Below are 13,097 nucleotides of genomic sequence, written 5' to 3'. Positions count from 1 at the left end.
TCAGTCCATGAAAGTATTGATTATGTCATTCGGTGACGTTAATCTCGGTGGCATGCGCAGCATGGCGGATCTCACATGGCCGGAGGCGGGCGCGCGTGCCGCCGGTGCGATCCTCGCCGTGCCGGTGGGCGCCACCGAGCAGCACGGACCGCACCTGCCGCTGTCCACCGACACCGACATCGCCGTCGCGCTGTGCGCGAGCCTGGCCGCCGCGCGCCCGGAAGTGCTTGTGGCGCCCACGATTCCGTACGGATCCAGCGGCGAGCACGCGGGATTCCCTGGCACCCTGTCCATCGGGCAGGCCGCGCTGGAGATGTTGATCGTGGAGTTGTGCCGCTCGGCCACCGACACCTTCGACCGCGTCCTCGTGGTCAGCGGGCACGGCGGGAACCTGGAACCGCTGCGCCGCGCCGAGGAGCTGCTGCGCCGCGAATCCCGCGACGTGCGGGTGTACCTGCCGCACTATCCGGGCGGCCTGCACGCGGGTCGCGCCGAGACCGCGCTGCAGCTCGCGCTGCGTCCTGATCTGGTGCGCGCCGATCGGGCCGAGAAGGGTGACACCCGCCCGCTCGACGAGCTGCTGCCGCTGCTGCGCGCCGGGGGAGTACGCGCGGTGAGCCCGAACGGCGTGCTCGGCGATCCCGCGGGCGCGCACGCCGAGGAGGGACGCGACCTGCTCGCCCGATTGACCGACGACCTGACCCAGAAGACCCGGCACTGGTGGCCGGTGCACGCCCCGAAAGGACTCCCGTCATGAATCCCTGGTTCGAAACCGTTGCCGAGGCGCAGCGCCGCGCGAAGAAGCGGCTGCCGAAATCGGTGTACGGCGCGCTGATCGCGGGCTCCGAGCGCGGTCAGACCATCGAGGAGAACCAGAAGGCATTCACCGAACTCGGCTTCGCGCCGCACGTCGCCGGTCCGATCGGCGAGCGCGACCAGTCGACCACGGTGCTCGGTCAGCCGCTGGCGATGCCGGTGCTGATCTCGCCGACCGGCGTGCAGGCCGTGCACCCCGACGGTGAGGTCGCCGTCGCGCGGGCGGCCGCCGCGCGCGGTATCGCCATGGGACTCAGCTCCTTTGCCAGCAAGCCGATCGAAGAAGTGATCGCGGCGAACCCGGCCACCTTCTTCCAGCTCTACTGGTGCGGCGGCAAGGACGAGATCCTGCAGCGCATGGCGCGGGCGAAGACGGCGGGCGCGGTCGGGCTCATCCTGACGCTGGACTGGTCCTTCTCGCACGGCCGCGACTGGGGCAGCCCGGTGATCCCGGAGAAGCTGGATCTGCGCACCATGCTGAAGTTCGCGCCGCAGACCCTCGCCCGGCCGCGCTGGCTGGCCACCTACGCCCGCTCCGGGCACATCCCCGATCTGACCGCGCCCAACATGGCGGTGGGCGACGGCCCGGCGCCAGGCTTCTTCGGCGCCTACGGCGAATGGATGGGCACGCCCGCGCCGGACTGGGACGACGTGCGCTGGATCTGCGACCAGTGGGACGGCCCGGTGATGCTCAAGGGCGTGATGCGGGTCGACGACGCGCAGCGCGCGGTCGCCGCGGGCGTCGCCGCGATCTCGGTCTCCAACCACGGCGGCAACAACCTGGACGGCACCCCGGCCGCCATCCGTGCGCTGCCGGTGATCGCCGACGCCGTCGGCGGCCAGATCGAGGTGGTGCTCGACGGCGGCATCCGCCGCGGCAGCGACGTGGTCAAGGCGGTCGCGCTCGGCGCCCGCGCGGTGATGATCGGCCGCGCCTACCTGTGGGGTCTCGCCGCGAACGGGCAGGCGGGTGTGGAGAACGTGCTCGACATCTTGCGCGGCGGCATCGACTCGGCCCTGCTCGGTCTGCGCAAGACGGCGATCACCGATCTGAACCGCGGCGACCTCGTGGTGCCCGACGGTTTCGAACGGGCGCTTGGCGTGCCCGCGGCGACGAAGGCGCCGACTTCGTCTTGACCACGCTCAACCCGGGGGTCTCGTCCGGTGGTGCGCGAGCAGCGTGTCGTAGATATCGGCCAGCGCGCTGAGCTGTTCGCGGTCCAGCGCGTTGATCATGTGCTTGCGCACGCTGCGCACGTGCGCGGGCGCCGCGGTACCGAGCACGTCGGCGCCGCGCGGGGTGAGCCGCGCGGCGGTGCGGCGCGCGTCGTCGGGGATCGGCTCGCGCAGCACCAATCCGCGCTTCTCCATCCGGGTGATCTGATGGGAGAGCCTGCTCTGCGACCACTCCAGCGCCTCGGCCAGATCGGCGAAGGTCAGCCGGTGGTCGTCGGTAGCGGCCAGCCGCGCGAGTACCGAGTACTCGACGTAAGTGAGGTTCGACTCACGCGATGAGTCGCGTCCCACGGCGGCGGCGATGAGATCTCGCGTGCGCACGAATCCAAGCCAGGCCCGCATCTCGACGTCGTCGAGCCACTGCGGATCGGTCACGGCTGCCTCCAAGCCTCTGACGTGTCAGCCAAATTGCCCCGCTGTAGTCGTGTCGAGCGCGACAAACTGCAGGGACATGACAGGTAGCACCACTGGGGTTGAACGTGCAACCTTTTGTGCGGCTTACCAATGCCTCGGCCGTCGAGTCGCGCACTCGCGCTAGGGGTTCGGTACGGCGGTGGTGTGTCCGCCTGCACAATTAGGTTTGCCTAACCCGGGATGGGTCCCGGACCGCTGGATAGGCTCCCTGTGCTTGTGACCAGCCCGGCTCAGCCCGCTGCGGCCGACGGTCCGCTCGAGCCCCAGTCTCACCCGAAGGAGTGCGATCCGTGACCGCCCCGGAATTCCGCTATTCAGATCTGCTGCCGACCGGCGCCGACGACACGCCGTACCGGCTGCTGACCACCGAGGGCGTCAGCACCTTCGAGCACAACGGACGCACGTTCCTGCAGGTGGATCCCGAGGCGCTGCGGCTGCTCACCACCGAGGCGATGCACGACATCAGCCACTACCTGCGGCCCGCGCACCTCGGTCAGCTGCGCAAGATCATCGACGACCCGGAGTCCTCCGGCAACGACCGCTTCGTCGCGCTGGACCTGCTCAAGAACGTCAACATCTCCGCGGGCGGCATCCTGCCGATGTGCCAGGACACCGGCACCGCCATCGTGATGGGCAAGAAGTCCGAGGGCGTGCTCACCGGCGTCGACGACGCCGAATGGATCAGCCGCGGCGTCTACGACGCCTACACCGAGCTGAACCTGCGCTACTCGCAGCTGGCCCCGATCACCATGTGGGACGAGAAGAACACCGGTTCGAACCTGCCCGCGCAGATCGAGTTGTATTCCACCAAGGGCGATCCCGCGCACCCGTCCTATAAGTTCCTGTTCATGGCCAAGGGCGGCGGTTCGGCCAACAAGTCCTTCCTCTACCAGGAGACCAAGGCCATCCTGAACCCCACACGGATGCTGGAGTTCCTGGACGAGAAGATCCGCTCGCTGGGCACCGCGGCCTGCCCGCCCTACCACCTCGCGGTCGTGATCGGCGGCACCAGCGCCGAATTCGCGCTCAAGACAGCGAAATACGCCTCGGCGCACTACCTGGACAACCTGCCCACCGAGGGTTCGCTCGCCGCGCACGCCTTCCGCGACCTCGAGCTCGAGGAAGAGGTCTTCGAGCTCACCCAGTCGTTCGGTATCGGCGCGCAGTTCGGCGGCAAGTACTTCTGCCACGACGTGCGCGTGGTGCGTCTGCCCCGGCACGGCGCCAGCTGTCCGGTGGCGATCGCGGTGTCCTGCTCGGCCGACCGGCAGGCGCTGGCCAAGATCACCCCGGAGGGCGTGTTCCTCGAGCAGCTCGAGCGTGAGCCCGCGCAGTACCTGCCGGAGCAGACCGACGAGATTCTCGGTGGCGACGTGGTGCAGATCGACCTGAACCGGCCGATGTCGGAGATCCGCGCCGAACTGTCGAAATACCCTGTCAAGACCCGGCTTTCGCTGACCGGACCGCTGGTCGTCGCGCGTGACATCGCGCACGCCAAGATCAAGGAGCGGCTGGACGCGGGCGAGCCGATGCCCGAGTACCTGCGCGACATGGCCGTCTACTACGCCGGGCCCGCAAAGACCCCCGACGGCTACGCCTCCGGTTCCTTCGGCCCCACCACCGCGGGCCGGATGGACTCCTACGTCGACCAGTTCCAGGCCGCGGGCGGCTCGTTCGTCATGCTGGCCAAGGGCAATCGTTCGGCGCAGGTCACCAAGGCGTGCAAGGAACATGGCGGCTTCTACCTCGGTTCCATCGGCGGACCCGCGGCCCGGCTCGCGCTGGACTGCATCAAGTCGGTCGAGGTGCTGGAATACCCCGAGCTGGGGATGGAGGCGGTCTGGAAGATCGAGGTCGAGGACTTCCCGGCGTTCATCGTCGTCGACGACAAGGGCAACGACTTCTTCGCCGAGACCCAGAAGCCCATCGCGCTGCGCGTGCGTACCCGGTCCAAGGAACGCGTCTAGGCGTACCTTCGTTTTCGCTGCGGCCGTGGCTGTCGGCGGAGCCGTCCGGCAGTCACGGCCCGCGCGGGCAGTGGTGCGGACACGGCGATGTCACCATGATCACCGGTGTGACATCGCCGCCCTCCCAGGCACTCTTAGCGATATGGGTCGGTGAGTTCGAGCCGAGGAGGGCAATGAGTACGTCGTTTCGCGTCTCGGAATCGGCCGGGCGACGGCTTGTCGCGCGAGCCACACTGGAGGGAACCAGTTCGACCGCACTGCTCGACAGGTTGATTCGGGAGGGGGTCGACCAGTTGGAACACCCGGGGATCGTGTTCCGTGGGCCGATCCACGACCGGCGGGCCGCGCTGGCCGCCGGACCCGATGTCTGGGAGGTGGTGGCCCGTCTGCTCGAGCTGGACGGTCCGATGGAACGCCGGATCGCCGTGCTGAGCGGGCAATCCGATCTGCAGTCCCGCAAGATCAGGACCGCGCTCGCCTACGCGCGGGACTACGGGATGGAGATCGGCGCCAGGATCGGTCGCAATCGTCAAGCCGCCGAAGCGATTCAACGGGGCGAGGCGATCTAGACCAGGAAAGCCGACCGGTCGGTCGCTGCGCCGAGGCCGTTCAACGGCCTCGGCGCTTGTCGTTGGTCAGGGCTCGTGTTGTGCTCTGGTGAACGAAAAGAGCTTGCGGCGCGGATGATTCGGACAAACCGCTCGTAATCGACGCTGGGTGTGGGGTCGAGCCGGTGTCGCCGGTCGTGGCGACCTGGGTGCGGGGTTCCGGCGGCGGGCTTCGGTGAGGTGATCACCTCGGCCTGTGAATCGGTCAGCGTGGGAGATGTGCTGCTGGATACGGACATTCCGGTCCGCGTCGGTGACCGCGTCCGTTTGGAGCACGCCGACGGTGGTCTGGCGCGTGTCGTCCGGGCGCAGTGGGGGATTGGTAGCAAGCCAGCTCCCAATGTGATCCACAGCACTGGATAACTATGTGGACAGCGATCTTTCCTGTGGATACCAAGTTTGCCGGGCACGCGGGTTCGGGATCCGATGGGGCGATCTGGGGCTGGGATGTAGCCAAAAGCTATCACCGCTGGTTATCCACATGCCTGTGGATTCGCGGGACCTGTGGAGTCCTCGACGGGCATCTGTCCACAGGCGATCCACATGAAATCGCCGGTGCCTGATGGCAACTTGGCACGAGCTGCCGCTTCCCTGTACGTGGCGGTACGGCCTCCGCGCGCTTGGTCGGGTTCCTCGCGTGTGCGTGAAGGGACCGTCCAGTCTCGAGCTATCTGGCCACCATTCCATTGGCGAGCGGAGAGAAATGGGTTTCGGCGGAGAGAAAATGGCGGCTCAATATGGTTGTCGGACAACCATTTGCCTCCCGGCGATCATTTCGATGCTCTGGCGGGCGAGGTGGTGTGGCGGTCGAAATGCGGTCGATGCACTGCCAAGTGAGCGGTCCCGGCGCGCTGGCTGCCAGCCGACGCGGTGCAGCGATGCACGGCGTCGGCGCACTTGATCAGGTCTCTTGCGTGCACTTGAAGTAGCTGTCCACTATCGGGTCGGCTCGGCCGCCATTTCACTGTCGAGCGGAGAGAAATGGTTTCGGCAGGAGAGAAACGGTGGCTGAATACGATTGTTGGACAACCATTTCTCTCCCGTCGATATGTTCGGTGCCGCCGCTGGACGACGTGGCGTGGCGATCGAGGTGCGGTGGTCTGTATCGCTGAGCGGGTCGACGGTGGTGCGCTGGATGTGGACGCCGGGGTACGCGGCAGGTCGGGTTGTCGCGTTCGAATGGAACCGGATTGCGATGGTGTTGTGGCCTGTTTTCCGCGGATCGGTGCTGGTCGAGGTGGATCGCTTGGTGACGGTCGGTTTCGAGAGGGGGTCGGCGGGGCGCCGTTAGGATGGCGCGCATGTTGGTGACGAGCGAGGGCTTCGGGAAGCGGATGGCAGTCGGTGTGCTGGCGGCGGCCGCGATCGGCGCCGCGGGTGCGCCGCAGGCGCTGGCGACGCCGAGCGAACAGCGAGCAGTCGTCGGTTCGGCAACCGGCTCCGAGGGACTCGATCCGGCGCTCGCGGTGGCGTTCTCCCTCGCCGAGGATGCGGCGCACGCCGAGGGTGTCGCGCTCTGGATCAACTCCGGGTACCGCAGCTACGCCGAACAGCAGGCCCTGTGGGAAGACGGCATCGCCACCTACGGCAGTCCCGAGGAGGCGCGCCGCTGGGTGCTACCACCCGAAGAGTCCACCCACGTCGCGGGCCGGGCCATCGATGTCGGCCCGCAGCCGGGCGCACAGTGGCTGGAACAGAACGGAAACCGCTGGGGCCTCTGCCGCACCTACGCCAACGAATGGTGGCACTTCGAACTGGCTACCATCCCCGGCACCCCCTGCCCGCCCCTCCGCCCGGACGCCAGCGAACGCTAGCCGCCGCTGCCGGTCGGCGTTCTGTCACGGCTCGTGCACGGCCGGAGCGCCTGCGCCGCTGCGTGCCGGTGTCGGTCGTCAGCCTCCGCAGGGGCTGGAGCGGCGTACTGGTGGTCGGCGTCCGGTCACGGCTCGTGCACGGCCGGAGCGTCTGGCACGCTGCGTGCCGGTGTCGGTCGTCAGCCTCAGCTGGACCCGAGCGGAAGCTGGTATGCCTGTGCTGGTGGGCGGAGTTCGCGCATGGCGGGGGTGGCGGCGACGAGGTGTAGAGCGTGCTGGCCAAGGTTCATCATCGGCCCGCGCATGGCCGCAGGTCCGCCCTGAGCGAGGCTGCGGCTCAAGAGTGCGACGGCGGGCTCGGGGCTCGGCCGAGGACTTCCGTCGGAACCAGGCGCTGGGCGCCGAGGACCTCGAAACCGAGCAGGGTGCCGGAGGCGCTGAAGTCGAGGACGACGGTGCCGCCCTCGACCGGGGTGACGACTTGGCGGGTCGCCTCGCCGGGGGCTACCTCGTCGGCGATGGTGAAGTAGGCGGCGTCGGCGGCCGGGTCGTAGGTCATGTGCATGTCCGGTTCCTCCATTGCGTCGCCGTCGGGGAGTGAGCACTTCACGGTAACTCCGATCCGGTCTCGCCGCCGAGTCGTGAGCGGCAACGGGGACGTCCGGCCCACGGTCAGCGCACCGGCGCAGGCTCGGGCGTCGTGGTCCGTCGGTCCGAGTTGCCCGCGGGCCGCGGCAGCACCCAGAACAGCGCGTACGTGCTGATCGAGCTGATCGCGCACACCGCGACGATGTACCAGGCGACCGGGGCCGACCCGGATCCCGATCCCATCGACCACAGCGCCGTCGCGACGAGCGGCGCGAGCCCACCGCCGAGAATCACGGAGATCTGAACGACGAGCGAGGTCCCCGAGTACCGCACCGCGGCGGGGAACAGCTCGGCGATGATGATGCCGCCCACACTGTGGCTGATCGGCAGGACCACACCCATCCCGAGCAGCGCAACGAAGGCGACGACTCGGTTGCCGGTGTTCAACAGCGGGAAATACACCGCGCACCACACCAGCAGTGCCGCGGTGCCCGCGAGGAAGACCCGCTCGGTGCCGATCCGATCGCCGAGCGCGCCCCACAGCGGCATGGTGGCGCACCAGACGACCGCGGCCACGATGACGCCCGCCAGCAGGAAGTCCCTGCTGAACCCGAGCGCCTTGGCACCGTAAGTGAGCGTGAACACCACGAAGATGTACACCACGGCCGAGGTGGCGACCGCCGCGCACAGGATCAGCGTCAGTCGCGTAACTCCGACGCGCAGCGCATCGCGCAGCGGAAACGCCGATATCTCCCCGCGCCGCACCAGCCCCGCGTACTCCTCGGATTCGGTGACGCGCAGCCGCACCACCAAGCCGACAGCCACCAGAATCACGCTGAACAGGAACGGAATTCGCCATCCCCAGGACTGGAACGCCGCATCGGGCAGCAGCGCGCTCACGCCGAGGAACATCGCGTTGGCCAGGATCAACCCGGCGGGCGTTCCCATCTGTGGGAAGCTCGCGTACCGGTTGAGCCGCCCCGGCGGCGCGTGCTCGATGGAAAGCACCGTCGCGCCCGCGCCCTCGCCGCCGAGCCCGACGCCCTGCACGAGCCGCAGGACGACGAGCAACACCGGCGCCCAGAATCCGATGCTCGCGTAGGTGGGCAGCAGACCGATCAGCGTCGAGCTGACGCCCATGAGAATCAGCGACACCACCAGCGTGGTGCGCCGCCCGAACCGGTCACCGAAGTGCCCGAACAGCAACCCGCCGATCGGGCGCGCGCCGAAGCCGACAGCGAAGGTGCTGACGGCCGCGAGGGTGCCCGCGGCCGGGCTAAGCGAGGGGAAGAACTGCTTACCGAAGATCAGCGCCGACGCCGTGCCGTACAGCATGAAGTCGTACCACTCGAGTGTGGTGCCGATCAGGGTGGCCGCGGCGACCCGGCGCGGGGCGGACACGGCGGTGGAGCGGGGTGGAACCGAGTTCACTGCAATCCATTTCAGCCGACGGGCGCTGGTGCGCCCGGCATGTCGTCGAGGGTGAGCCCGCCCTCGATGGTGGCGGGCACCCGGCGGCGGTTGGGGGAGCCGAGCGCGGTGGTCAGATCGGCGCCGTCGTGTTCGGCGAGCAGATCTCCGCTGTCCCACACCAACAGCGTCGCGCTCACCGTGTTCTCGGCGGTGGAGTGCGCCAGGTCGTAGTGGGCGCAGCCGGGCACGTGCGGGTAGGTGATCCACAGGTCGTAGCCGGTCATGAACAGGTCGAGGTCGAATTGCACGCTCAGGCCAAGCAGTTCGCTGCGGCCGTTGTCGTCGACGCCCGCGAACGCCTCGTCCAGCGCGAGCAGGCGCGGCGCCTGCGGATCGGCGGAGTCGAGCATGACGTGCGCGGCCGCGAACAGCGGCAGGTGCAGCGACACCGACTGCTCGCCGCCGGAGAGCGCGCTGTGCCTGGCCACGGTCAGCTTGTCCTCGCTGCCGTCGCCGGAGATGAGGGTGAACGAGAACACCCGCCAGGTGCGGTAATCCAGGGTGGCGGCGAGGATCTCGGGGTAGGAGCGTTCCGGGTGCGCGGCGCGCGCCGCGCGGATCTCGGCCGCGAAGTGCGAGCGGATCGCGGCCAGATCCTCGGAGCCGAGGGTGGTGGCGTCGCGGTCGAGCAGCTTGCACATGGCCCTCGCGGCGTCGGAGAGGTTGTCGGCGAGCACCCAGTGCACGCCGATGGTGTTGCCGGAGGACATCCGCCGCTGCTTCATCTCCGCACCCATCTTGGCGATGAGTTCGCGTGCGTCGCTGGTGCGTTCGTGGATCTGCTGGGCGAGGCCGGTGAGCAGCGCGTCCTCCAGGATGCGGCGTTCGGCGTCGGTGAGCAGCAGTTCCTGGTCGTGCCTGGCCTGGTCGATGCGTCCGGCGAAGTCGGCGAGTGCGGCGATCCCGTGCTCGTCCTGCACCTGCACCACGGTGAGCCCGTCGGCCGCGTCCCACTGCAAGCGGTAGTCGCGGCCCGAGGCGGCCAGCGCGGCGTCGAACTCCTGCAGCGCCGCGGTCACCGCACTGCGGGTGGACTTGCGTGCCGCATCGCCCGCGCGCACTGCGGCGGTGGCCTCGGTGAGGTTCGCGAAGAGCTCGGCGACCTCCTCGGGTAGCACCTGCGGTTCGTGTTCCGGCCCCGCCTGGGTGATCCGATAGAGCAGCTGTTCGGGTGTCGACCAGGCCGCGTCGCTGCTCGGCCACCGGCACTCGGGTGACGCGCCGAGCAGCGACAGCAGATCCGGCTGGGCATAGGGCGCAAGGCTTTTCACGTCGGCGAGCACCTCGGTGAGCGCGGTGCCCAGCGACTCGTGCGCGGTGCGGTAGGCCGCCTCCGCGTCACCGACCGCCTCGATCGCCTCGTTGGCGGCCTTACGCGCGGCCTTCTGTTCGGCCCTCGTCGCCTCGATGCGCTGCCTGGCCCGGTCGAGTTCGCGGTCGATGTCCGCCGCGCCCGCGCCGAGCGCCTCGCGCAATGTCTCCAGTTTGCGCAACTGCTCCTGGTAACCGGCCTGAGCGACCTCGGCCTCCTCGGCGAAAGCCTCGGCCAGGTCGCGTGCTTCGTCGTAGCGGTCGGCGCCCTCGCGTTCGCGTTCGCGTTCCCGCTCGTGGTCGGCGCGCAGCCGGAGCAGCCCGGTGCCGGTGTTCTCGAAATGCCGGATGGCGGCGGCCAGCGCGTCGAGTTCGCGTGGTTCGCGCGGCGTGCGGTGCGCGACGGCGGCGGCCCGCAGCTTCTTCTCGATGGCCGCGACCTCGGTGACGGCCTGGTCCAGATCCTTCTCGGCCTGCGCGGCCGCCTCCGAGCGGGACCGCATGACGCCCGCGGTCTCCGACACCGAACGCAGCGCGGCGCTGACCGCGGCCGGGCGCGGAAGTGCCTTGGCGGCGGCCGTGATCCGAGCCAGTTCCGCCTCCGCCGCGCCGGCTTCCTCGTCGGCGGCGCGCTCGACCTCGGCGGCGGCGTCCAGCTGGGTCGCCAACTCGGCGAGTCGCAGTTCGCGGCGGCGGGCGCGGGCGGTCGCGCCGATGAACTCGGCGTCGGGCTTGTAATGCCTGCCCATTTGCACGCCCTGCCGGAACCGGCCCGCGCCGCTGATCGCCACGCCCGCGGCGTCGTCGAGTTCGTCGAGCAGCGCGATCGACGCGAGCACGTCCGAGACGACCTGCCGCGGGACGGTCAGGCCCTCGGTGTCGTCCTCCACCACGAGCACGTCCGCCAGGGTGCGTCCGGCCGGGCGCGCGGCGGGCGTCAATGGAACCAAGAACTGGTCGCTGCGGTAGTCGGCGGGCAGCTCGTCTTCGGCGCACACCCAGCCGTCCAGCAGCCCGGCGGCCTGCAGGGCGGCCTCGACACCGGCGGCGGTCTCGGGGGTGGTGTCGTCCGCGAACCGGATCAGCCGCCACAGCGGCGCGCCGGGACGTCCGGTCCGGTCGTCGGTGCGCGCCGCGGTGCTGGGCGGTGCGTCGTCGCGCTGCGCGCCGACCCGGTCGCGCTCGGCGGCGAGCTCGGCGATCTGGCCGGCCGCCGCCGCGGCGCGCGCCTTGGCCGCCAGCCGCCGGTCGCGCAACTCGTTCACCAGCGGTTCGGCGCGTTCGGCAAGCACCTCCGCCACACCCGCCGCGTCGTCGGAGCCGACCTTGGCCAGCGCCGCGTCGAGCGCGTCGAACAGGTTCCCGCCGAGCGGGGCGTAACACTCGCGGCGCCCTTCCCACCACGCGCGCAGCGCCGCCGCGGCCTCGGCGCGGGCCAGCGTCACCGCCGCCTCGGCGTGCGCCACCTCGGCGGCCGCCGCCTCGCGCGAACCCACCGCCCGCTCGGCGAGCCGCTCCGCCCGCGACCGCTCGGCGCCTGCGGAATCCATCAGCACCAACGCTTTACGCACCGCGCGCACGTCGGCGTCGCGCTCCTCGGCGCGTGCTCGCACTGTCGCGGTGAGCTGATCGCCGCGCGCGTCGTCGGACAGCGCGGTCCAGGCGATGCCCGCCTCCTCGGCGGCGGCGCGCAACTCGTCCTCGCCGCGGGACAGCGCGGCGGCGGCCTGCTGCACCGCGGCGCGCGCCCGCTCGGCCTCCTCGGCCCGCTGGTCGAGGGTCTGGCGGGCCTTCAGCGACTTGTCGCGGTGCACCGCCGCGGAGGTCTCCAGCCTGCGCACCGCGTCGGCCAAGTCGTCGAGTTGCTGTTTGCCCTCGTAGGCGCTGGAGCGTTGCAGCGTCTCGCGGTCGGTGAGGGCCTGTTCGTAGGCCCGGTCGGCGTCGTCGGCGCGGGCTTCAGCGGCGGTGCGCTCGGCCTCGCGGCGTTCGCGCAGCGCGGTTGCGGCGAAGAGCGCGGTGCTGGCGTGGGTGACCGCGTCCAAGCGGACGCGCACCTGGTCGACATCGGTCTTGGCCTGCACCGCAAGGTATTTCCGGTACACGCCGACGAAGGCGCGGGTCGCGGTGTCGGCGTGCACCAAGCCCTCGAGGGTGCGCCCGACTTCCTCCATATCGCTGAAGGAGCGGGCCGCGTCCAGGATCAGCTGTTCGTCGAGCGGGCGTAGGCCGTCGGTGAGCGCCTGGGAGAGCCCGCGCGGGTCCAGGTTCTTGGCGAGCTGCGGGCGGCGCAGCGTCAGAATGAGATTGATGAGCTGGTCGTAGCGCTGCGCACCGAGCCCGAACATGCGGGCGTCGATGGCGGCCCGGTATTCGACCGGCCGGTCCACGATGGAGTCGGTGCCGATCTGCTCGGCCAGCTGCTTGCGGGTGAACGGGCGGTCGTCGGGCCCGATGAGGGAGAAGTCGACGCCCACCCGGCCGTCGGCGACGAAATACCAGCGCGTCACCTTGTCCGAGGAGCGGGTGGCGCGCATGCCGATGCCGACGGTGACCACCTCGGGGTCGTCCCACTTCCCGCGCGCGAACTCCATCCAGACATAGGAGTAGGCCGATTCCTGCTTGCGGTACAGCAGATTCGACTTCATCGTGCGCTCTTCGCCCGCGAACGGGTTGAGCCTGCGCGGTTCGATGCGGCCGTCGAGCACGAACGGGAACAGCACCTCGAGCGCCTTGGTCTTGCCCGAGCCGTTCGGTCCGCGCAGCACCAGCCTGCCGTCGGCGAAGCAGAACTCCTGGTCCCGGTAGTCCCACAGGTTGACTATTCCGGCGCGGGTCGGGAGGAAACGCACTCCGCCGTGAATGACCGACAT

The 13,097-nt window shown here is 69.7% G+C and carries 10 protein-coding genes; 6 read left to right on the top strand and 4 right to left on the bottom strand.

The window, feature by feature from the left end:
* Positions 1–52 precede the first annotated feature (52 nt).
* Both mftE and mftD read left to right on the top strand, forming a co-directional pair.
* Positions 53–757 (top strand): mycofactocin biosynthesis peptidyl-dipeptidase MftE, encoded by a 705-nt coding sequence (mftE, locus tag AB0H50_RS29670; protein WP_357459001.1) that lies wholly within the window; start codon positions 53–55, stop codon positions 755–757.
* Entirely contained in the window at positions 754–1,953 is a 1,200-nt protein-coding gene (gene mftD / locus AB0H50_RS29665; RefSeq protein WP_357458999.1) for a pre-mycofactocin synthase MftD, read from the top strand. The genes mftE and mftD overlap by 4 nt, the downstream gene beginning before the upstream one ends.
* Before the next feature lie 6 nt (positions 1,954–1,959).
* Here the strand turns inward: mftD and AB0H50_RS29660 are convergent, their stop codons facing one another.
* Positions 1,960–2,427, bottom strand: coding sequence for a MarR family winged helix-turn-helix transcriptional regulator (locus AB0H50_RS29660; RefSeq protein WP_357458996.1), 468 nt, complete (start codon positions 2,425–2,427; stop codon positions 1,960–1,962).
* Positions 2,428–2,756: 329 nt separating this feature from the next.
* Between AB0H50_RS29660 and AB0H50_RS29655 the strand changes: the two genes are divergently transcribed.
* The 4 genes from AB0H50_RS29655 (at position 2,757) to AB0H50_RS29640 (ending at position 6,855) form a co-directional block, all read left to right on the top strand.
* Positions 2,757–4,433, top strand: coding sequence for a fumarate hydratase (locus tag AB0H50_RS29655; protein WP_357458994.1), 1,677 nt, complete (start codon positions 2,757–2,759; stop codon positions 4,431–4,433).
* Between the two features lie 173 nt (positions 4,434–4,606).
* Positions 4,607–5,002, top strand: a complete 396-nt coding sequence (locus AB0H50_RS29650) for a hypothetical protein (RefSeq protein WP_357458991.1) — start codon at positions 4,607–4,609, stop codon at positions 5,000–5,002.
* Between the two features lie 1,117 nt (positions 5,003–6,119).
* Positions 6,120–6,332 carry a hypothetical protein gene (locus tag AB0H50_RS29645; RefSeq protein ID WP_357458988.1) on the top strand — a complete coding sequence of 71 codons (213 nt, stop codon included), beginning with the start codon at positions 6,120–6,122 and terminating at the stop codon, positions 6,330–6,332.
* 10 nt (positions 6,333–6,342) lie between these two features.
* Positions 6,343–6,855: a M15 family metallopeptidase gene (locus AB0H50_RS29640; protein WP_357458985.1), complete on the top strand. Its 513-nt coding sequence runs from the start codon at positions 6,343–6,345 to the stop codon at positions 6,853–6,855.
* 337 nt (positions 6,856–7,192) lie between these two features.
* Here the strand turns inward: AB0H50_RS29640 and AB0H50_RS29635 are convergent, their stop codons facing one another.
* From AB0H50_RS29635 to AB0H50_RS29625, 3 genes are all read right to left on the bottom strand, one after another.
* A complete protein-coding gene (locus AB0H50_RS29635) occupies positions 7,193–7,465 on the bottom strand; it encodes a DUF2283 domain-containing protein (RefSeq protein WP_357458983.1) in 273 nt (90 codons plus the stop codon).
* 62 nt (positions 7,466–7,527) lie between these two features.
* Entirely contained in the window at positions 7,528–8,874 is a 1,347-nt protein-coding gene (locus AB0H50_RS29630) for an MFS transporter (protein WP_357458981.1), read from the bottom strand.
* Between the two features lie 11 nt (positions 8,875–8,885).
* Positions 8,886–13,097, bottom strand: a complete 4,212-nt coding sequence (locus AB0H50_RS29625; RefSeq protein WP_357458979.1) for a TIGR02680 family protein — start codon at positions 13,095–13,097, stop codon at positions 8,886–8,888.

It is taken from the genome of Nocardia sp. NPDC050793, from assembly GCF_040654065.1.
GTDB lineage: Bacteria > Actinomycetota > Actinomycetes > Mycobacteriales > Mycobacteriaceae > Nocardia.
Note: the sequence above shows the minus strand (reverse complement) of the source record. Positions and strands in the feature narration are given on the sequence as shown.

Bases quoted from the DNA above. Each gene is read 5' to 3' on its own strand.
- AB0H50_RS29640 (WP_357458985.1), top strand. From the start codon at position 6,343: ATGTTGGTGACGAGCGAGGGCTTCGGGAAGCGGATGGCAGTCGGTGTG.
- AB0H50_RS29625 (WP_357458979.1), bottom strand. From the start codon at position 13,097: ATGTCGGTCATTCACGGCGGAGTGCGTTTCCTCCCGACCCGCGCCGGA.
- mftD (WP_357458999.1), top strand. From the start codon at position 754: ATGAATCCCTGGTTCGAAACCGTTGCCGAGGCGCAGCGCCGCGCGAAG.
- AB0H50_RS29650 (WP_357458991.1), top strand. From the start codon at position 4,607: ATGAGTACGTCGTTTCGCGTCTCGGAATCGGCCGGGCGACGGCTTGTC.
- mftE (WP_357459001.1), top strand. From the start codon at position 53: ATGCGCAGCATGGCGGATCTCACATGGCCGGAGGCGGGCGCGCGTGCC.